The sequence below is a fragment of the Haloarcula sp. 1CSR25-25 genome (genome assembly GCF_032027985.1).
GTDB lineage: Archaea > Halobacteriota > Halobacteria > Halobacteriales > Haloarculaceae > Haloarcula.
This window is the reverse complement of the sequence record NZ_JAHYBW010000001.1, coordinates 927,812-947,276: the sequence shown is the minus strand read 5'-3', so window position 1 is coordinate 947,276 and position 19,465 is coordinate 927,812. Positions and strand designations below refer to the sequence as shown.

General features: G+C 67.0%; 22 protein-coding genes. 12 read left to right on the top strand and 10 right to left on the bottom strand.

Annotated elements, in window-relative coordinates; translation table 11 throughout:
* Positions 1 to 117: 117 nt before the first annotated feature.
* Together KZ498_RS04795 and KZ498_RS04790 are read left to right on the top strand one after the other, a co-directional pair.
* Complete coding sequence (locus KZ498_RS04795) at positions 118 to 1,134, top strand: type II CAAX endopeptidase family protein (protein ID WP_312617241.1); 1,017 nt, start codon at positions 118 to 120, stop codon at positions 1,132 to 1,134.
* Between the two features lie 24 nt (positions 1,135 to 1,158).
* Positions 1,159 to 2,211: an aldo/keto reductase gene (locus tag KZ498_RS04790; RefSeq protein ID WP_312617240.1), complete on the top strand. Its 1,053-nt coding sequence runs from the start codon at positions 1,159 to 1,161 to the stop codon at positions 2,209 to 2,211.
* A 514-nt stretch (positions 2,212 to 2,725) separates the two neighbouring features.
* Here the strand turns inward: KZ498_RS04790 and radA are convergent.
* From radA to htpX, 4 genes are all read right to left on the bottom strand, one after another.
* The gene (gene radA, locus KZ498_RS04785) at positions 2,726 to 3,775 is read right to left on the bottom strand and encodes a DNA repair and recombination protein RadA (protein WP_312617239.1); all 1,050 of its coding nucleotides are present in this window, start codon (positions 3,773 to 3,775) and stop codon (positions 2,726 to 2,728) included.
* A gap of 187 nt (positions 3,776 to 3,962) precedes the next feature.
* The gene (locus KZ498_RS04780) at positions 3,963 to 4,400 is read right to left on the bottom strand and encodes a hypothetical protein (protein ID WP_312617238.1); all 438 of its coding nucleotides are present in this window, start codon (positions 4,398 to 4,400) and stop codon (positions 3,963 to 3,965) included.
* A 1-nt stretch (position 4,401) separates the two neighbouring features.
* On the bottom strand, positions 4,402 to 5,019 hold the full coding sequence (locus KZ498_RS04775; RefSeq protein ID WP_312617237.1) for a PspA-associated protein PspAB: 618 nt from the start codon (positions 5,017 to 5,019) through the stop codon (positions 4,402 to 4,404).
* Positions 5,020 to 5,359: 340 nt separating this feature from the next.
* Positions 5,360 to 6,238 (bottom strand): zinc metalloprotease HtpX, encoded by an 879-nt coding sequence (gene htpX, locus KZ498_RS04770; RefSeq protein ID WP_312617236.1) that lies wholly within the window; start codon positions 6,236 to 6,238, stop codon positions 5,360 to 5,362.
* A gap of 129 nt (positions 6,239 to 6,367) precedes the next feature.
* On the opposite strand from htpX, the gene KZ498_RS04765 reads away from it, so the two are divergent.
* From KZ498_RS04765 to KZ498_RS04755, 3 genes are read left to right on the top strand one after another with little or no spacing between them, the layout of a single operon-like run.
* Positions 6,368 to 7,261 (top strand): NAD(P)-dependent oxidoreductase, encoded by an 894-nt coding sequence (locus tag KZ498_RS04765; RefSeq protein WP_312617234.1) that lies wholly within the window; start codon positions 6,368 to 6,370, stop codon positions 7,259 to 7,261.
* 52 nt (positions 7,262 to 7,313) lie between these two features.
* The gene (locus KZ498_RS04760; protein ID WP_312617231.1) at positions 7,314 to 8,450 is read left to right on the top strand and encodes a 60S ribosomal export protein NMD3; all 1,137 of its coding nucleotides are present in this window, start codon (positions 7,314 to 7,316) and stop codon (positions 8,448 to 8,450) included.
* A complete protein-coding gene (locus tag KZ498_RS04755; protein ID WP_312617229.1) occupies positions 8,443 to 9,543 on the top strand; it encodes a class I SAM-dependent methyltransferase family protein in 1,101 nt (366 codons plus the stop codon). Before KZ498_RS04760 ends, KZ498_RS04755 begins: the two co-directional genes overlap by 8 nt.
* Before the next feature lie 184 nt (positions 9,544 to 9,727).
* On the opposite strand, the gene KZ498_RS04750 is transcribed toward KZ498_RS04755, so the two are convergent.
* Positions 9,728 to 11,455, bottom strand: coding sequence for an ATP-dependent DNA helicase (locus KZ498_RS04750; protein ID WP_312617227.1), 1,728 nt, complete (start codon positions 11,453 to 11,455; stop codon positions 9,728 to 9,730).
* Positions 11,456 to 11,615: 160 nt separating this feature from the next.
* Here KZ498_RS04750 and KZ498_RS04745 point away from each other — a divergent pair, with 160 nt between their 5' ends.
* Entirely contained in the window at positions 11,616 to 11,810 is a 195-nt protein-coding gene (locus KZ498_RS04745; RefSeq protein WP_004516469.1) for a cold-shock protein, read from the top strand.
* Between the two features lie 56 nt (positions 11,811 to 11,866).
* Here KZ498_RS04745 and KZ498_RS04740 read toward each other — a convergent pair whose 3' ends face one another.
* From KZ498_RS04740 to KZ498_RS04730, 3 genes are read right to left on the bottom strand one after another with little or no spacing between them, the layout of a single operon-like run.
* The gene (locus KZ498_RS04740) at positions 11,867 to 12,160 is read right to left on the bottom strand and encodes a hypothetical protein (protein ID WP_396276096.1); all 294 of its coding nucleotides are present in this window, start codon (positions 12,158 to 12,160) and stop codon (positions 11,867 to 11,869) included.
* Entirely contained in the window at positions 12,157 to 12,486 is a 330-nt protein-coding gene (locus KZ498_RS04735) for a hypothetical protein (protein WP_312617216.1), read from the bottom strand. Before KZ498_RS04735 ends, KZ498_RS04740 begins: the two co-directional genes overlap by 4 nt.
* A gap of 1 nt (position 12,487) precedes the next feature.
* Positions 12,488 to 12,832, bottom strand: coding sequence for a winged helix-turn-helix domain-containing protein (locus KZ498_RS04730; protein ID WP_050007576.1), 345 nt, complete (start codon positions 12,830 to 12,832; stop codon positions 12,488 to 12,490).
* Between the two features lie 101 nt (positions 12,833 to 12,933).
* Between KZ498_RS04730 and KZ498_RS04725 the strand changes: the two genes are divergently transcribed.
* A complete protein-coding gene (locus KZ498_RS04725) occupies positions 12,934 to 13,908 on the top strand; it encodes a CPBP family intramembrane glutamic endopeptidase (protein ID WP_312617212.1) in 975 nt (324 codons plus the stop codon).
* Between the two features lie 7 nt (positions 13,909 to 13,915).
* Here the strand turns inward: KZ498_RS04725 and KZ498_RS04720 are convergent, their stop codons facing one another.
* The gene (locus tag KZ498_RS04720; RefSeq protein ID WP_312617211.1) at positions 13,916 to 14,119 is read right to left on the bottom strand and encodes a hypothetical protein; all 204 of its coding nucleotides are present in this window, start codon (positions 14,117 to 14,119) and stop codon (positions 13,916 to 13,918) included.
* Positions 14,120 to 14,228: 109 nt separating this feature from the next.
* Here KZ498_RS04720 and KZ498_RS04715 point away from each other — a divergent pair, with 109 nt between their 5' ends.
* From KZ498_RS04715 to KZ498_RS04705, 3 genes are read left to right on the top strand one after another with little or no spacing between them, the layout of a single operon-like run.
* Positions 14,229 to 15,215 (top strand): NAD-dependent epimerase/dehydratase family protein, encoded by a 987-nt coding sequence (locus tag KZ498_RS04715; protein ID WP_312617210.1) that lies wholly within the window; start codon positions 14,229 to 14,231, stop codon positions 15,213 to 15,215.
* Positions 15,216 to 15,269: 54 nt separating this feature from the next.
* Positions 15,270 to 16,208: an NAD(P)H-binding protein gene (locus tag KZ498_RS04710; protein ID WP_312617209.1), complete on the top strand. Its 939-nt coding sequence runs from the start codon at positions 15,270 to 15,272 to the stop codon at positions 16,206 to 16,208.
* Positions 16,205 to 16,939, top strand: coding sequence for a hypothetical protein (locus tag KZ498_RS04705; protein ID WP_312617207.1), 735 nt, complete (start codon positions 16,205 to 16,207; stop codon positions 16,937 to 16,939). The genes KZ498_RS04710 and KZ498_RS04705 overlap by 4 nt, the downstream gene beginning before the upstream one ends.
* Here KZ498_RS04705 and KZ498_RS04700 read toward each other — a convergent pair.
* On the bottom strand, positions 16,926 to 17,099 hold the full coding sequence (locus tag KZ498_RS04700) for a DUF5786 family protein (protein ID WP_170082563.1): 174 nt from the start codon (positions 17,097 to 17,099) through the stop codon (positions 16,926 to 16,928). The genes KZ498_RS04705 and KZ498_RS04700 overlap by 14 nt on opposite strands.
* 154 nt (positions 17,100 to 17,253) lie before the next feature.
* Here KZ498_RS04700 and KZ498_RS04695 point away from each other — a divergent pair, with 154 nt between their 5' ends.
* The gene (locus tag KZ498_RS04695) at positions 17,254 to 18,228 is read left to right on the top strand and encodes a DUF5784 family protein (RefSeq protein ID WP_312617206.1); all 975 of its coding nucleotides are present in this window, start codon (positions 17,254 to 17,256) and stop codon (positions 18,226 to 18,228) included.
* A gap of 152 nt (positions 18,229 to 18,380) precedes the next feature.
* A complete protein-coding gene (locus KZ498_RS04690) occupies positions 18,381 to 19,376 on the top strand; it encodes an AAA family ATPase (RefSeq protein WP_312617372.1) in 996 nt (331 codons plus the stop codon).
* The last annotated feature ends 89 nt before the right edge of the window (positions 19,377 to 19,465 follow it).

Below are 19,465 nucleotides of genomic sequence, written 5' to 3'. Positions count from 1 at the left end.
GCAGATAGGGGTTTCCGTTACGTGAGACCTACCCGGTAACGTTCGTGTCACGACACCGTGTGACACTGGTTCCGGCGAGCAAGCCACAGTTAAGACGCCGCCGTTCCAGGCGATGACATGGTCAGGTCGGACTTCATCATGGAGATACGGCGCTACATTGTCAATCCCGCGGAGCGCCGGCTGCGAGCGCCGTGGCGGGTCACGGTCTGGCTGTTCCTCACCGGGTTCGGCCTCGTCGTCTTCGCGGGGCTGGTGGGAGTACTGAGCGAGGTGGCGGACCTCTCCGGACCGGTGTTCGTCGTCGGTCGGCAGATCAGCGTCTTCGCCGCCGGAACGGCCGTCGCTGTCGGTATCGGCTATCTGCTCGACCGGCGGTCGCTCGGTGACTACGGGCTGGACCTGGATCGGCAGTGGTGGCGCGACGCCGCCTTCGGCCTCGCGCTCGGCGTCGGGCTCCCGGCACTGGTGCTGGGTGTCGAACTGGCCGCCGGGTTCGTGGAGGTCAGCGTCGCGCTCGCGACCGTCGACAGCGGGGTGCTCCCCCTGACCGCGTTCGGACCGGCGGTCGCCGTCCTCGTTCTGGGGGCGTTCTTCCTCGTGCAGGCGACCGCCGAAGAGGTGCTCGTCCGCGGCTATCTCCTGACGAACGCGGCCGAGGGGCTCGCCGGCTGGGTCGGTACGCGGCGCGCGGTCATCGCCGCGACGGCACTGACGGGCGCGCTGTTCGGCGTCCTCCACTGGACCAACCCGAGCGCGTCGCTGCTCAGCGTCGCGAACATCACTCTCTACGGCCTCCTGCTGGGTGCGTGCTACGTCCTGACCGGGCGACTCGGACTCGCAAGCGGCTTCCACGTCGCCTGGAACTACACGCTCGCGCTGTTTGGCTTCCCCGTCAGCGGGCTCCGGATGGGCGTCGCCTTGCTCTCGACTGACGCGACCGGCCCCACGCTGGTGACCGGCGGCGAGTTCGGACCCGAAGGGGGGCTCATCGCTCTCCCGCTGCTCGGCGTCGGCGGGGCCGCGCTGTACTGGTGGGTCCGCCGCGAGTACGGCGCGGTCGAACTGCTTGAGCACATCGCGACCCCCCAGCTCCGCATCCGGACGCGGTCCGACACCGCGAACCAAGACGGCTAAGTGGACAGCGCCGCTACGTCGGGTATGGAATACGCGACACTCGGAAACTCCGGCGTCGAGGTCTCGGAAGTCGGGTTCGGTGCCTGGGTCGTCGGCACGGACTGGTGGGGCGACCGCACTCGCGAGGACGCTATCGACATGGTCCAGCACGCACTCGCGGAGGACGTGACGTTTTTCGACACTGGCGACGTGTACGGGCACGGCGACAGCGAGGAGATCATCGGCGAGGCGCTGGCGGAACACCGCGAGGAGGTCACCGTCTCGACGAAGATCGGCTACGACTTCTACAACAACCCACAGGCCGGCCACGGCGAGCTCCCGAAGAAGGTCACGCCCGAGTGGGTCCACACCGCCGTCGACCGCTCGCTCGACCGCCTCGGCATGGACCACGTCGAGCTCCTGATGCTCCACAACGCCAACGTCGACGAGGTCGACGAGGACGTGCTGGAGGCGCTGGACGAACTCCGCGAAGAGGGGAAAGTCGAGGCCATCGGCTGGGCGCTGGGCCCCTCCATCGGCTGGCTCGCAGAGGGCGACGCCGCCGTCGCAAACGAGTTCGACGCGCTCCAGACCGTCTTTAATCTCTTCGAGCAGACCCCCGGTCAGCACTTCATCGACACCATCCGCGAGCAGAACGCCGACACGTCGGTCCTGGCTCGGGTCCCACACTCCTCGGGCCTGCTGAACGAGCAGGTGACCCCCGAGACGGAACTCGGCAAGGGCGACCACCGCGCACACCGGCCGAGCGAGTGGTACGAGACCGGCTGGGAGAAGGTCGAGGAGCTCCGGTTCCTCGAACGCGATGGGGCACGGACGATGGGCCAGGCCGCCATCCAGTGGCTGCTGTACAACGACGAAGTGGCGTCGGTCACCCCGACCTTCCGGACCAACGCCGACATCGACGAGTGGGCCGGCGCGCCCGACACGCCGCCACTCAGCGACGCAGAGTACGACCGCGTCCAGGAACTGTACCGGGACAACTTCGGCATCGACCGCGACGACGGGATGGACGCCCTGCGCTCGTCGGTCGGCGGCGCGGACCTCGAAGAGACCGGCATGAAGTCGGCGGGCGACTGACAGCGAGGCGTTGGAGCGCCGACGCACAGGCCACGGCAGACACGGCGGGCGACTGACCGGTCGAGGGTGTCTGCCCGAGACAGCAGTCGGCCGCCGAACGCCGGGGACTGACGGCGAGGCGTCGTAGCGCCGACGCACGGGCCACAGCTGACCGATTCCACCGCTGGAGACCGGTTTTCCACCAGCACGTACCGAACCGTCAGCCATCGGACCGACCACGGTCGGAAATTGAAATCTCCAGTCGATGACTGGCCCCCAGAAGCTATCGGCAATCGGACAGCCGTCTGTCGGTTCCTGGCTGGTACCCCTTCGTTTCGAGAGGAGATGTACCGCCGTCTTGCGGTTGGGGTTGCGAAGTTTCACATTCACCACGGTGCGTCAGACGAAGGCAAGACGCGAGACGGGAGCCGGTTCGAGGTGAAACGGAGGGGTCGAGCCGCGGGACCACCCCATACACCGATTCGGCGGAAAACAGGTACAGTTGGCAGAGACCGCCGGGGTCGCTGGCGCCCGGTTACTCGTTCAGCAGGCCGTCCTCTTCGACGCGCATGACGCCCTCGCCGTCCGGGAGGTTCGGCGCGTCGACGAGTTTGACGATGCGCTTGTTCCCTTTGGACTTGCGGAGGTACATCCGGAACGTGGAGGTGTGGCCGAGGATGTTGCCCCCGATGGGCTGGGTCGGGTCGCCGAAGAAGGAGTCGGGGTTCGACGCGACCTGGTTCGTGACGACGACGGCGGTGTTGTTGAGGTCGCCGACGCGCATCAGGTCGTGGAGGTGCTTGTTGAGTTTCTGCTGGCGGTCGGCGAGTTCGCCACGGCCGACGTACTCGGCGCGGAAGTGGGCAGTCAGCGAGTCGACGGCGAGCAGGCGGACGGGGAACTCCTCGTCCTGACTTTCGCTGGCGATCTCCTGGGCCTTCTCGGCGAGGAGGATCTGGTGGTTGGAGTTGAACGCTTTCGCGACGTGGATCTTCTCCAGCACGGAGGCGACGAGGTCGTCGAGCAGGTCCTCGTCGGTGGGGTCTGCGTCGGCCTCGTCCTCGACGATGCCGTGGAGGACCAGCGTGTCTGCCAGTACCTCGTCGGCGAGGCCCTTGACCATCTGTTCGATACGTTCGGGTCGGAACGTGTCCTCGGAGTCGACGAAGATAGCGCTGCCCTCCAGTCCGCCGTGTTCGGCCGGCAGCTGGACGTTGACTGCGAGCTGGTGGGTCACCTGGGACTTGCCGGCCCCGAACTCGCCGTACACCTCGGTGATAGACTGGGTCTCGACGCCGCCGCCCAGCAGGTCGTCGACCTCGTCGACGCCCCAGGAGAGCTTGCCAATCTGCTCGCGGCGTTCGAGCACCGTCGACCCGGTCTCGAAGCCGCCGATGTCGGCCGCCTCGCGGGCGGCGTTGATGATGTCGGCCGCCGACGACTCGCCGATGTCGGCCGTGTTCGACAGTTCACCCGGGGAGGCGACCGCAATCCCCTGATAGGAGTCGTAGCCGTTCTCTTCGAGTTTCTCTGCTGTCGCCGGACCGACACCCGGCAGCTCTTCGAGGTCCTCACTTGCGGACATGGACGTGCCTTGTGCGTCCGGGGGTATAAAGCCTCGTTAACACCAAAGTGAAAGTGAAAGTGCCGGATAGCGTTGGGATGGTTCGGAGTGGAACCGGGAGTTTTAGAAGTGAAGGGGTAGGCTGTCGGGCTCGTGTATGTACCGGGAGCGGGAGGACCGCTGGGTTCGGTGGCGACCGGTTCCGGAGTCAGTAGTGACCGGTGCCGATGTAGACTATCGCACCCAGTCCGGCGAGATACAGCCCGAACAGCACCGTCCCGGGGAGCGGGACGACCCCGCCACCGAATCGCCCGACGACGAAGAGGGTGAGCGCGATTGTCGAGGGAACGGGGTCGGCCGCGAGCGTCGTGAGGAAGGTCCGGAGCGACCAGTAGGCGTTTTTCGCAAGCGAGCGCGGAGCGAGGTCGAGCGGCCGGCCACCGTCTGGGTTCTCTGTCGGCTCGAACCCGTCGAGGTCACGCCGGGCGACGGTGTGGATGTCGCCGGTGTGGGCGCGACGGCCGTCGCCGTCGGCTACCCGGAGCAGCGTCACCGATTCACTGGCAGTCCCGACCACGCGGTAGACGCCGGGCGGAACGTCGGCCGTCGTCGGTCGAAGGTGGTCGTAGACGGCGATATCGGCCATCTCACTCCCAGGGATGGTAGCCGGGGCGGTCGGGCCACAGCGGGTACCAGTACTCCTTGTCGTCCTCGACGGAGATCTCGTCGCTGAGGTTGCTGTCCAGTTTGAACTCCGCGGAGGTGTTGCGCTCGTGGCTGTCGTGCGGGTCCGGCGCGAACGGGTAGTACGCGCCCCGGCGGAAGGAGTACACCCAGTAGACGGTCTGGTTGTCGCGCGTGTGTTCGAACGCGAACAGGGCCGCGAGCAGGCGCGACCCGTACCGGCGCTCGACGAGCGTGTCCGCGGCGAAGTGAATCGACGTGAGCAGGTCCTCGAAGTCGTCGTCGTGCAGCACGACCCACTGGTAGCCGTGGTCGTCGGTCTGGAAGGTCGCCCGTGTGCCCGTCTCGACCATCCCGGCGTCGAGGATGGATTCGACCTCGTCGACGGCGTCCTGGAAGTCCGTGCTGTCGACGTCGGCGAAACACAGCGCCGCCTCGCCGGTCGGCTCGTACCCCAGGTCGGCCTCCATCGTGATGTAGGCGGTACTCATCCCGAACAGGTCGTCGGGGTCGGCGTCGCGTGTCGCGTCTGCCTCGGCTTTCACCCCGAGGACGCTCTTGAGTCCGTCGAGCAATCCCATATGCGAGTCCCTACGGGCCGGAGCCCAAGGTGGTTTGTGTCTCGGCTAGTCGGTCGGTCTGTGTACGGACACGCGTATTCGAACAGCCAGAAAGTCCCGCCCGTAGCCGATTGGTCAATCGAGGCGGGGTGGGACTGAAAGGGGGCGTGCTCTCGGCGAACCCCCGGCGTCCGCGGCTCCGCCGCGTGCTCGGGAGAGCTTCGCTCTCCCGGCGTAGCAAGCACCTGCCGGAGCGCAGCAAGCCGCGGGACCCGAGGGCACGGGGGCTTTCTGGCTCTGCGCAGTAGCTACCGCGGGAAGACATACAACTTCAGAGACGACAGTCGGAAACCGACTGACGCTAGCGGCCTTCGAGTTCGCGTTCGAGGTCCTGCAGGCGGTCGATCCGCTTTTCGGTCGAGGGGTGGGTGCTGGCCAGACGGCCGATCCAGCCGACCCTGATTGGGATGATGAAGAAGGCGTTCATCTCCGCCTGTTCGCGCATGTCCTCCTTGGGCACCTTGTCCATCCGGCCGTCGATTTTCATCAGCGCGTTCGCGAGGGCGGCGGGCTTGCCGGTGATTATCGCCCCGCCGCGGTCCGCGGCGTACTCGCGGTAGCGGCTGAGCGTCCGAATCAGGAGAAACGAGACGACCCAGACGACCAGCGAGATGAGGATGGCGACGATGACGGGCACCTGCTGGCCGCCGCGTTCGCGGCCGCCGCTGAACAGCCAGCCCCACCGGACGATGAGGAAGGCGATCGTCGAGAGAAAGGACGCGATAGTCATCACCATCACGTCGCGGTTCTTGATGTGGGCCAGTTCGTGAGCGATGACGCCCTCCAGTTCGTCCTGGTCCAGCGTGTTCATGATGCCCGTCGTCACGCAGACGGCCGAGCTACTCTTCGACCGGCCGGTGGCGAAGGCGTTTGGCACCCGGGAGTCGGCGACGGCGACCTTCGGCTTCGGGAGGTCGGCCTGCTGGGCCAGGCGGTCGACGGTCCGGTGGAGTTCCGGGTACTCCTCCGGTTCGACCGTCCGGGCCCCCATCGAGTACAGGGCGAGCTTGTCACTGAAGAAGAACTGCGCGCCCAGGAACAGTCCCATGACGACCACGATGAGCGCGAAGTTCTGGAAATATAGCGTGAGCGCTCCGAGGAAGACGATGTACAGCGCGAACAGCAGGAACATCGTCAGGGCCATGCGGCCACGGAGCCCCCAGTCTGTTTGCCACTCCATACCCAGTGATAGACGGTCGACACTCTAAAACCTCGCTATCGTGAGAAAGCGCCACACGGCAAAGCGCCGATGGCTTGCGGCCGAGCCGATGGGGCACACGCATTTACTCCCGGAGCGACAACCGACGGCATGACCGACACAGTCGTCGTGACTGGCGGACGCGGGCGCTCCGGGCGCTGGATCTGTGACCACCTCGCCGGCGAGTACCGCGTCGTCTGCGTGGACCTCGACCACCCCGGCTGGGAGGTGCCGCTCCGCGACCACGTCGATTTCAGAGCCGTGGACGTGACCGAGGGCGCGGAGGTCCGTGACCTCTTCAGCGAGGTCGACCCGGACGCCGTCGTCCACTGGGCCGCGCTGCCGGCGCCGGAGCGCCACGCGGGCACGCGGGTGTTCGACACCAACATTTCGGCGACGTACAACGTCGTCGACGCCGCCGGCCGCGCCGATGCGGATGTCGTCTGGGCGTCCTCCGAGAGCGCCTACGGACTGGCCTTCGCCGAGGAGACGCCGCTCCCGGCGTACCTCCCGATGGACGAGGCCCATCCGACCGCGCCGGAGGATCCCTACGGCACGTCGAAGGTCGCCGGCGAGGAGGTGGCGAAGATGGTCGTCCGGCGCGACGGCGTCGACGTGGCGTCGATACGGCCGTCGTGGATTCAGTACCCCGGCGAGTACAACTGCCGGGACGTGGCCACGGGGGACCTCGCCGGCGGCATCGGGAACTGCTGGTCGTACGTCGACGTGCGCGACGTGGCGACGGCGGTTGCGGCGGCGCTCGATGCCGACATCGGGGGTCACGAGGCGTTCAACGTCGCCGCCACCGAGAACTACGTCGGCCGGCCGACGGCCGACCTCGTGGAAGAACAGTGGGGCGAACTGCCAGCCGAGTGCAAACTGGACGGCGACCAGTCGGCGCTCTCGACGGCGAAAGCACAGGGCATGCTGGACTGGGCACCGGACCACCACTGGCAGGAGGCCGCCGAGGCCGACGTCGACACGCCGACGCTCACCGGCGAGTGAGTCGGAGGGGCGGAACACACGGCTTAAACGGTTCAGTACAGTAAGGCCGGTAATGAGCCGGTCGGCAGAGTTCTGTCCACGCTGCGGTGACGAGATACCGGAGGGCACTGACGAGCGCCCGGAGCTTTCGGGTGCCGGCGGCCAGCGCAACTCCGAGCACGTCCTCTGTGACGCCTGCTACTTCGAGGAGTTCGACCTGGTGGACGCCCCCGACACCATCCAGGTGCGGGTCTGTTCGCGGTGTGGCGCGGTCCATAAGGGGAACCGCTGGGTCGACATCGGCGCGGAGGACTACACCGATATCGCCGTCGAGCAGGTCAGCGAGGCGCTGGGCATCCACGTCGACGCCCAGTCTGTCGCCTGGCAGGTCGCCCCCGAGCAACTCGACAAGAACAACATCCGGATGCACGCGGAGTTCTCCGGCGTCATCCGCGGGACGCCGGTCACCGAGGAGGTCACCGTCCCCGTCCGCATCTCCCGGCAGACGTGCAAGCGCTGCGGGAAGATCGCCGGCGGTTCCTTCGCCAGCATCGTTCAGGTACGGGCCGACGGCCGCGACCCGACCGACGGGGAGCGCGAGCGCGCTGAGAAGATCGCTGAGGAGTACATCGCTGCCCGCGAGGAGACCGGCGACCGCAACGCCTTCATCACCGAGACCAAGACCGTCGACGACGGGCTGGACATGAAGATATCGACCAACCAGATGGGGCTGGGCATCGCCAAGCGCATCACCGCCCAGCTCGGTGGCACCTACTCCGACTCGCGGCGTCTCATCTCCGAGGACGAGGACGGCCAGGAGCTGTACCGGATGACCTACGCCGTCCGCCTGCCCCGGTACCGACAGGGGGAGGTCATCGATCCCGAGGACGGCGATGGGCCGGTACTGGTCCGGTCGGTCCAGGGGAACCTCAAGGGCGTCCGGCTGGCGACCGGCGAGGACTACGAGGCGAGTTTCGAGGCGGGCGAGACACCCGACGCCCGCCGGGTAGGGTTCCGCGAGGACGGCCAGCAGACGACGCTCGTTGCCGTCGAAGACGACAACGCCGTCCAGGTGCTCGACCCCGAAACCTTCGAGAGCAAGACCGTCCCGCGGCCGGACTACCTCGACACCGACGCCGACGAAGTGCCGGTACTGAAGAGCCAGGCGGGGTTGCACATCCTCCCGGACGACACGGATACCGATGAGTGACGACGGTGCCGGCCGCGAGTCGAACGAAGCGGACGGTCAGCGGCTGGCCGTCGTCGTCGCCAAACCCCGCTCGCAGGTCGCTATCGAGTCCCTGCAGGCCGAGGGCGTCTACGACGACACCAGAAGCGTCACCGAGTGGACCGAGGACACCGTCGCGGTCCCGGTGACCGCCCCGCCACAGGAGACACAGTTCCTGGAGGTCGTTCGGCAGGTCGGGGAGCGCCGCCTCCGAACCCTCGACGACCACCTCCGGGAGCGCGGCTGGACCGACGCGGAAATCGCCGCCGCGCCGGGTTCCTGGGCCGTGCTCGGCTCCGTCGTCCTGGTCGAAATCGGCGACAGCCCCCGGCCGGCGGAGGTCGGGGAGGCGCTGCTTTCCCTCCACGGCGAGGCCGAGACGGTGCTGGCCCGCCACGGCATCTCCGGCGAGCACCGCGAGCCCAGCGTCGAGGTCATCGCCGGCGACGGCGACACGGAGACGGTCCACACCGAACACGGAACCCGGTACGCGATGGACCTCGCGGAGGTGATGTTCTCGCCCGGCAACAAGGCCGAGCGAGCGCGGATGGGCGACATCGTCGCGGCGGACGAGCGAGTGCTTGACATGTTCGCCGGCATCGGCTACTTCACGCTCCCGATGGCCCGCGCCGGCGCGCACGTCACCGCCGTCGAGCGCAACCCCACGGCGTTTCGCTTCCTGGTGGAGAACGTCATGCTGAACGACGTGGACGAGCGGGTCCACCCGTATCGGGCCGATTGTCGGGACGTTGTGCCAGGATTTGCCAATGAGGGGCGCGCCGACCGGGTTGTGATGGGGTACTACGAGGCCTCCGCGCCCCGCGCGGAGGACAGTCGGGCTCCGTCCGACGCTTCCCACGAGTACCTCGACAGCGCGCTCGATGCGCTCGCGCCCGGCGGCGTCCTCCACATGCACGAGGCGACGCCGGACCCGCTCGTGTTCGACCGCCCCGTCGAGCGACTGGAGGCGGCCGCCGCCGAGGCGGGCCGAGGCGTCGAGGTTCTGGACACCCGGCGCGTCAAGGAGTACAGCGAAGGGGTCGCCCACGTCGTCGTGGACGCTCGGGTACAGTAGGGCGTCTTTACTCGAATAGTCCGGACCGGAGAGAACAAGTAACACACCCCGAACAGACGGTCGTAACGCCTAATTAGGCGAGTAGTCAAGAGCACTGCATGGACAGACAGCAGATTATCGCCATCATTCTCGTCGGCCTGATGGTCGGGTCGTCGGTGGTCTACGGGTTAGCCTTCGCCTTCTTCTAGTCCCACACGTCCGAAAGCGGGTGGTTGCCGTCCCCGGACCGCGAGCGCGAGCGGTCGTGCCGGCGTTTCGTGCCCGAGCTGAGCGCCGAAAGTGCCTGGTCCGGCGCGAACCGCGGCAGGTCGGGCGCTGAGAGGCGGTCGACCTGGGCACGGAACCAGTCGGGCATGTCGTGGTCCGCGCGGTCAAACAGGTCCAGTAGCGACGAGTCCGCGAGGTAGGTCGCGCCGTAGTCGTCGGGCGCCCGGACGACGCGGCCACAGGCCTGGATGACCGTCCGCAGTGCGGTCCGGTAGTACCAGCCCCACTGGTCGTCTTCGAGCCGCCGGGCGACGCGGGAGTCCCGCGTGTTCGGGTACGGGGCCTTGCACAGCACCTGCCAGCGACACAGGTCTCCCTCCAGGTCCAGCGCCTCCTCCATCTTCACCGAGAGAAAGACGTCGGGGTTGTCGCTGCGCTTCCAGGCGGCCAGCGCCCCGTCCCGGCCCTCCTTGTCGTGGGTGCGGACGCGAGCGCCGACGCCGAAGTCGTCGAGAAGGCCGTTCAGTTGCTCCTGGATGGCGTAGGAGTGGCAGTGGACCAGCCCCTTCTCGTCGGCGTGGTGGGCCATGATGCGGACGATTGTCCGGGCGATGTCCGGTAGCGTGTCGTCGCGGTGTTCGAAGGTCATCTTCCCCTGGGCCACGTCGTACAGCGGCCGGTTCTCGACGGGGAAGGTGTGGCCGACCTCCACGAGCGCGACGTTGTCGGGGTCGAGGCCGACGTTGGCACAGAACGCCTCCTTGTTGAGGATAGTCGCCGACAGCAGGGCGAAGCGGTTGCCCCGGTCCCAGACGGTGTGTTTGAGATAGCGCTCGGGGTTCATCGGCTTGATTGTCACCGGCGCGTGCTCGCCGTCGGCCTGGTCGACGACCCACGTGGTCGCGCTCTCGGTGTCGGTGTAGTCCTCGCGGAACCACCCGAGGTCCTGCCGGAGCGTGTTCAGCGAGTCCCGTTCGGCCACCTCCTCACCGGTGAGTTCCGCCTTGTTCCGCAGTTCCTTCACGCGGCGCTCGGCGAGGTGTTCGACCCGCTCGGTGAACGCGACGGCCTCTTCCAGGCCGTCGATGTCGGGCACGTCGATGTCGTTCCACATCGGAATCGTCCCCGGCGAGAGGTCGATGGTGGCGTACATCTCGGCCCATTCGCCCAGCCCGTGGGCCTCGTCGATGACGACCACGTCGCGTTTGCCGAACACGTCGCTGCCGGCAGTCTGCATGAAATACGCCAGCGTCATCGCGGCGATGCGCCGGTTGGAGGCGATGGCGCGGTCAGAGAAGTACGGACAGCGGTGCTTGACCTGGCAGTCGAACTTCCGTTCGCGCACGCACGGAGCCTGGTTCACCGGGGTGTCCGTCTCGCCGGGGAGGATGCAGTCGTAGTTGTTCTTCCCGCGGATGACACAGAGGTCCTCCAGTAAGGCGTCCTCGGCCACGTCGTCCAGCTGGGACACCTGTGGCGTGGTGTAGTAGGCGTCGATGACCTGCTCGGCGGCAGCCTCGCCGGCGGTCCGGGCACACCCGGCGATAGCCCGGGCGAGCAGGGACTTCCCGCTCCCGGTCGGTGCGCGGACGAGGACCACGTCCTTGCCGCGCTCGAAGGCCGCACGGATGTCAGCCAGAGCCTGCTTCTGGTTGCCCCGGTAGGAGGGGGCCGGGAACTCGTCGGTAATCCGCGCGGGGTACACGCGAGAAGGCAACGGACGAGGCGGCCTAAACCTTTCCTGTCGGCCGGTGGCGTAGGCCAGCTATCCGGGATGACGGGGTGAGTCGTGTGCACATACACGCGGTCGTGGTACTGTGACTCTCAGAAGTCTTATACATATACCCCCTGTACGTATATTTGCAATGGCAAACGGTAAGGTTGATTTCTTCAACGACACAGGCGGTTACGGTTTCATCTCGACTGAGGACGCGGACGATGACGTTTTCTTCCACATGGAAGACGTTGGCGGCCCTGACCTCGAAGAAGGCGAGGAGATCGAATTCGACATCGAACAGGCCGACAAAGGCCCCCGCGCGACGAACGTCGTCCGCAACTAAGGCAGATTTCCGGTCGTCTTCGGGCGACCACATCTGACACTTTGTTTTATCCAGAGTCACTCGACGAGCAGCGCGTACAGCACGGCACAGAGCCCCGCGACGGTCACGAGACCCCTGACGAGTAACACGATTCCAGCCCCGGCACCCGTCCAATCAGCGACGGTGACAGCGGCGTAGACGCCGGCAGTCAACGCCGCGATGCCGACGGCGAGCCACCGCATCCTCGGCGCGTCGTTGCGCCGGTAGCCGCGGTATGCCAGCGATGCGACGAACAGTCCGACGACACCCGTCAACGCCCGCGAGAGCTCCGCGACGGCGTCCGGCGCGAGCAGGTCGAGGAGGACCGTCACGACGACCCACCCCTGTAAACGGTCCACAGGATCGTTCCGAGTCCCAGCAGTTCGCAAGCGCTCACGAGGAGCGAGCGGCCGACCACACCGACGCCAGTGGCCGTGGGCAGCGCGATGCGGAGGAGTTCCGGCACGGTCGTGAGCAGGAGAAGCCCGACGGCGAGCGTCAGCATGCCGGTCCGGCCCGGCCCGCGGCGGTAGCCGCGGACGAGGACGCCGGCGATGGCGGCCGAGAGCGCAACCGAGAGCACCGAGAGCGCGACGACGGCCAGCGCGATTCCCGGCTCGGTCCCGCCCGTTCGCACCTGCAGTAGTGTCGCAAGCATTTCAGGACAGCCCCTCGAACAGGTCGGTGAATCGGTCCGCCGGGTCCGACGAGGACCGCGTGACGGCTACGTCATACGACCCGTCGGCGAACGTGACGGTCACGTCCTCGACGGTCGCGACGTAGCGCTTGTAGTGGTGGCCATCGGGGTCGACGGCCTGCCGTTCGGCGACGAGGTCGGCGGCCTCCAGTCGGTCGAGGCGGCGGTACGCCGTCGGGTCGGACATCTCGCAGGCCGTACAGAGTTCGGAGACAGACATCGGTCCGGTGGTGAGTTCGGCGATGATGGCCCGCGCGTACTCGTCTTCGAGCAGCGCGAGCAGCTCGTCGTCGCCGACCGCGTCCATGGTCGCTGCCAGCGAGCGAGACGCAATAAAAACGTCCCACCGACTTCCGAATCGGAAGCGGTGCCCGCGGTGATACGTCGCCCCCGACCGGCCGTCCGAATATGTCACCGGAACAGCGAGACGGTCGGACGCCCCCGAATGTCGTCGAGCGGGTCGTCTCTCGTCTCCTCTGGCCGATCTGGAACGGCACGGACGACAGACTCAGAGCACCGCTTCGTGCGGTGCTTCCGGCGGTGCTGTCGTTTCTCGCCCTCGCGGCGCTGCAGCCCGCGGTTCGGACTCGATTCACGCACCCCGTCCGGGAGTCGGTCGAAGCGGCCGGAATCGGGGCGGTCCTCGTCGCCACAGTCCTCGGCGGCGCGTGGGTCATCGACCGCCGACCCGTCGGTGAGTACGGACTGTCGCTCGACCGCCGCTGGTGGCGGTCGTTCGCCGTCGGCGGCGCGATAGCGACCGCCATCAACGCTGGCGCACTCGCCGTCGCTGTCAGCGCGGACTGGGCCACGGTCGTCGGCGTCGCCCAGGGGGCCGGCGACCTCCCGTTCCTCCCGGCGATGGTCCTCGTGTTCACCTACGTCGCCCTCGCGGCGGCGTGGGAGGAGGTCGTCTTCCGCGGCGCGATGCTGAAGAACCTCGCCGAAGGGGCGGACGGACCCGTGCCGCGGTGGGCCGCGGTCGGAATGGCGGTGCTCACGAGTTCGCTCGTCTTCGCCTTCCTGCACGGCGGGAAGGTCGACCACCCGAGCCAGTACGGGTACTACCTGCTCGCCGGACTGGTCCTGAGCGGCGCGTACGTACTCACCGGCGACCTCGCCCTTCCGGTCGGCTTTCACGTCTGGTACAACTTCACCCAGAGCGCGGTGTTCGGTCTCGGCCACTCACAGCGGACGCCCGAACTACTCGCCGTCGATATCGTCGGCCCCGCGCGCTGGCTGGGCGAAGAAGGGGCCGTCTACTCGGTCTTCGTGGTCGTCGGCGGCCTCCTGCTACTGGCGTACCTCCGCTGGCGCGACGGCCATCTGGGAATCGACGAGCGCGTGACGCGGTGGACGCCGCGAGAGAGAGGGGAGGGGTGACAGCGAGTCAGAGAGCGGCCACGTCCGCCGCAGTCACGTCCCGGTCGTCGGGCAGCCGGTCGATGCAGTCATAACAGAGGAAATGCTCCGTGTCGTCGCCGAGTTCGAGGACGATGCCCTCGGTCGGTCTGGACTCCTGCGACCAGATGTTGGCGATGCCACCGGCTATCGAAACGTTCGTATCGCACCCGTCGCAGGCTCTGGAGGCCATTACCATGTTTTTATGCGCTGTATACACTTCAAGGTAGCTGGCCCCTTCGAACAGTTCAGACGGGTAACTCTCGACATACTTTTGTCGTCCGATGGGCACCGTCAAGATAATGCAAATACTGGTCACAGGGGGTGCCGGGTTCATCGGCGGCCACCTGGCAGAGCGGTTCGCCGCCGACAGCCACGACGTGGTCGTGTTGGACAACCGCGACCCGTTCTACGACCTGGATATCAAGCAGCATAACGTCGAAGCGGGACGGGAAGCCGCCCGGAACAGCGATGGGAGCTACGAGTTCGTCGAGGGCGACGTGCGCGATGCCGAACTGGTGACCGATCTCGTCGCCGACGCCGACTACGTCTACCACCAGGCCGCCCAGGCCGGCGTCCGCCCGAGCGTGAAGAACCCCCGCAAGTACGACGAGGTCAACGTCGACGGTACGCTGAACCTCCTCGACGCCTGCCGCGACGAGGGCATCGAGCGGTTCGTGATGGCCTCCTCCTCCTCCGTCTACGGCGTGCCGCAGTACCTGCCCTACGACGAGCAACACCCGACGACCCCCGTCTCGCCCTACGGCGCGTCGAAGCTCGCCGCCGAGCGCTACGCCTGCGCCTACAGCGAGGTGTACGACCTCCCCGCGGTTGCGCTGCGCTATTTCACCGTCTACGGCCCGCGGATGCGGCCGAACATGGCAATATCGAATTTCGTCTCCCGGTGTCACAACGGCGAGCCGCCGGTCATCTACGGCGACGGCACGCAGACGCGGGACTTCACCTACATCGAGGACGTCATCGACGCGAACATGACGCTGCTGCACGAGGACGCCGCCGACGGCAAGGCGGTCAACATCGGCTCGACGGACAACATCGAGATCAGGACGCTCGCGACGGAAATTCGCGACCAGATCGACCCGGACCTCGATATGGTCTACGAGGAGCGCCACGACGCCGACGCCGAACACACCCACGCCGCGACCGACCGGGCCGAGGAACTGCTTGGCTACGACCCGGACCACACCATCCGGGAGGGCGTCGCGAAGTTCATCGACTGGTATCGCGACAACCGCGACTGGTACGAGCCGCTCGTTCGACAGTCCTGACCGACGACACGAACAGGCCACGGTTTTAACCCCGTCCCGTCCTGCAGGAAGGGTATGCATGTGCTCGTGACCGGTGCGACGGGGTTCGTCGGGGGCCATCTCGTCCCGGCGCTTCTCGCGGCCGGCCACAGCGTCCGCGCGCTCGTCCGCGACTCAAGCGAGTACGCCCCGCCCGACGGCGTCGACGTGGCGACGGGCGACCTGCTCGATGCGGGCAGTTTCGACGCCGCCCTCGCCGGAGTCGACGTCGCGTACTATCTGGTCCACTCGATGCGTGCCGGTGCCGACTACGCCGAGCGGGACCGGCGCGCGGCGCGGAACTTCCGTCGGGCGGCCGACGAGGCCGGCGTCGACCGGGTCGTCTACCTCGGCGGCCTCGGCGAGGACGACGAGACGCTGTCGGCACATCTCCGGTCGCGCCGGGAGGTCGAGTTCATTCTGCAGGACGGTGCGTACGACCTGACGACGTTCCGGGCGGCAATCATCATCGGCGCGGGCTCGGCGAGCTTTCGGATGATACGCGAGCTCACGACGCGATTGCCCGTGATGCTGACGCCGCGCTGGGTGCGGACGGACTGCCATCCCATCGCTATCGACAACGTCGTCGCGTATCTGGTCGGCGTGCTCGATAGCCCGGAGACGGCCGGCGAGACCTACGAGATCGGCGGGCCGGAGGTGCTGACCTACGCGGAGATACTGCGGCGAACGGGCCGGCTCATGGGTACCGGCGAGCCGATTATCGTGCCGATACCGGTGTTGACGCCGAAGCTGTCCGCGTACTGGGTCGCTCTCATGACCGACGTGCCATCGAGCGTCGCCCGCCCGCTCATTCAGGGGCTGAAGACGCCGGTGGTCGCCGACACCGGGGCTGCACAGGCGCAGTTCGCCGTCGACCTGACGCCGTTCTCGGACGCGGTCAGGCTGGCCCTCAGCGAGCCACAGAGTCGCGAGGCGACACGGGCGGCCGCGGCCACAGGTGGTGCGGGCAGATGAGCGGCGACAGCGCGCGTCCCGAATACGGCGAGACGTGGGTGTACGAGAGCATCATCGGCGCGCTGCCGGGGATTCGGCTCCCGACGTGGGCGGCGATGGCGATCCAGCTACTCATTTTCGAGGTCGCCATCGTCGCCCTGTCGTGGTACTACGGGGTCTGGAACGCCGCAATCGCCGGGACGGCCGTCGTACTCGTCGCCACTATCGGGAGCGCGGAGATGCTCCGTATCAGCACGCTCATCCGCCGGATCGACGTACCGCCGACGTACCGCGCGCTGCTGTTCGCCTCGAACGTGGAGGTCGTGTTGTCCGTCCTCGCGTACATCGCCTTGCTAACCCATCTGTTCGTCTTCGACCCGCAGGTCAGCTCGATGCCGCTTCTGGGCCGGCTGTTCGGGTCAGAACCGCCGGTGCTGGTCGTGTACCTGACGCTGCTCATCCTCTGGGACGTCAGCTACCGCATCGGCACGGGCTGGTGGGCCAGCGTCACGGGGCTCTGGCGCTCGGCGCGCTACCGGTTCGACCCCGAGACGGCGCGAGTGTTCATGCGGGCCGACCTGGAGATATGGGGCTTTGGCGTCCTCCAGCTCGTGCTCGTTCCGTTTGTGCTCGACCAGCCGGTGCTGCTCGCGGCGCTGATCGGCCACGTGATAGCCGTCACAGCCGTGACGGCCGTCTCTGTCGGGCTGTTGCGCTACCGGTCGAGAACGGCCGGGGTCAATCGGAGTTGATCTGCTTGAACTGGTCTAGCAGTTCCTCTGTCGACTCCTCACCGTCGTAGTCGACGCTTCCGTGGTAGGTACTCCGGTCGTCGTCTTCCGACAGGTCGACCTCGCTGTTCTTGCGTTCACGGCGTTCGTGTTCGTCGTCGTCGTACGCTCCCATCGACATAGGTTACCACAGTGAAATTTGACTGTTAGTGCCTATCAATGTAACGGTGGTCCCCGAAACCGCACCACACGGCCGACAGAGCACCCGAGCGGTCCGGAAAGGGGTCTCTCGACGGGGCGGAACGCCCAAGACCACTGACCGTCTACACTGGTCTGTGGCTGGGCCCTTACGTCTGCGACAGTCGAACGAGCGATGGAGCGAGAAGCGAGTCCGTACCGACCTGCTGACACCGCTACAGAACACCTTCGGTGCGACGATGAGCGGTCCGTGGTTCGCCCCGCCGGAGGGGTGGGCCGCGCGCCGACTGGAGATGGACAACGGCGACCTCGCGCTGTTTTGCTGGAACGGCCAGCGCGCGTACTGGGTCGGGAACACCGAGACCCCGGAAACGCTGTGGCGGACGGAGAAGTACACGTTCGACGAGGTCCCCGACGACATCAGCGAGTGGGCACAGCGCGAACTGTTCGCCCAGTTAGAGGTAGAGGACCCGTGGCTCACCGAGTACGAGACGCTGGCTCGCTTCTTCCTGCCCGTGTTTCTCTCGAAAGACGGCCGGGAGTCGACCCGGACGTTCTTCCGGGACCACGCCGGCGGCTTCCCGGACGCCGACCGGGCGGACGGACTGGCGTTCTACGACGACTTCCTCGCGAGCGGCGAACTCGACGACTACCGCTACACGATGGCGAGCAAACTCGGGACCAGCGAGGGCTTTGACCTCTCTCGGATGCGGGCGACGATGGGCGAGTTCAACGTCGCCAAACTGCTCGTCGACGCGGGCAACGACATCAGGCCCGAAGTCGAACTCGACTCGGGCCACTCCGTCGACTTCCGTGTCGAGGACACGCTCGTCGAGGTCACCCGCCCGCGGCCGCCGTCCCGGCGGCAGGTCGACACTGCCGTCGCCGCGGTGAAGGCCTCCGGCGACGCGAAGACCCGCGACCAGCTGGCGGCCCACCCCGGCGCCGTCCTCGTCGTCGACTGCAGTTCCTTCCCCGACGACGACTGGCGGCGTGTCTACGGCGAACAGCCGGACGTGGGCTACTCGCCGACCATCGTGTTCCGCGCCCGGCCGGACGGCGGCATGGAAGGGTACGCCTACGGCTCGGTCCCGTTCCCGCTCCCGTTCTAATTACACCGCAACCGGCGGTACGTCGCGTTATCTTTCCCGAAATTCGGGGCGTAACATATAACGCACCGGACCGGCAAGGCTGAGAGAGAGCCGTGGTGGACGACACAGAGCAACCAGGTGCAGGCGGCACGGGGCAGTCGGTCTCGGAGGTGATGGACCGGCTCGAATCGCTCCGGTCCGAGGAGGAGACACGGGCCGAAAGCGCCACTGCCGGCGTGTTACTGGACCAGCTACAGGAGGTCGAACAGCGGCTGTTGGCCTTCGGGGAGGCCTTGGGCGGCACGGCCGACACCGTAACCGACCTCCCGTTCACCGAGGAAGCCGGGCTGGACCACATGCCCGAGCCGCTGTACGTCCGCCACGACACGGAGATGCTGAACCAGGTCACGTCCTGGCTGCTCCAGGACCAGCACATCGGGCTCGTGAGTCCGTACGGCACCGGAAAGACGGCCTTTCGCGAAATCGTCCTGCGGGACCTCTCGAAACACGAGGGCTTTGTCATCACGCACCTGGACAACCCGCGGGAGACCACGCCCCGGAAACTGTACCAGACGGTGCTGACCGCCGCCTACGCGGCGGGGTACTCCATCGACCAGCGCAACTACTCGCAGGTCCGCGACGGGATTCCGTGGGCGACTGCCGAAGCGAAAGACGCCGTCCACGAAATCGTCCGTCGCGTGCGCGACGACGGCAAGACACTCCTGCTGGTCGTCGACGAGATCGAGGTGCTGGAGGCGGACCTGCTGTCGCCGCTGCAGGTGGCCGGCGACGCCGGCGTCCGACTCTTTCTCACCGGGACACCGGAGGGGAAGCGCCGTGTCGCCGAGATCCGCGGGACGCTTGACTCCCGGCTGCGGTACTACGAGGGCATCGACCCGTTCTCGCCGGACGACGTGGCGGAGTACGCCGCCCGCTCGCTGGCGTACGTCCGGGACGAGCCGTACGAGGGGCAGGCGCCGGACCTTTTCACCCGGGCTGCGATCGAGGATATCCACGAGCGAACCGAGGGCAACCCCCGGGAGGTCCGCATCGAGTGTCGCGAACTGTTCACCAGAGCGGCGTTCGTCTGGTACCGGACCGGCCAGGACATCTCCCGCATCCAGATTACGCCGGAACTGCGCCACCGTCGGTTCGGAATGGGCCGCTGAGCGGCCCTGAATGGGTATATAAACCACCCACGTGAGTCGGTATCACACCGTCGAGTGTGGCATGCAGTAGGGCGATATGCCAGCCGTGA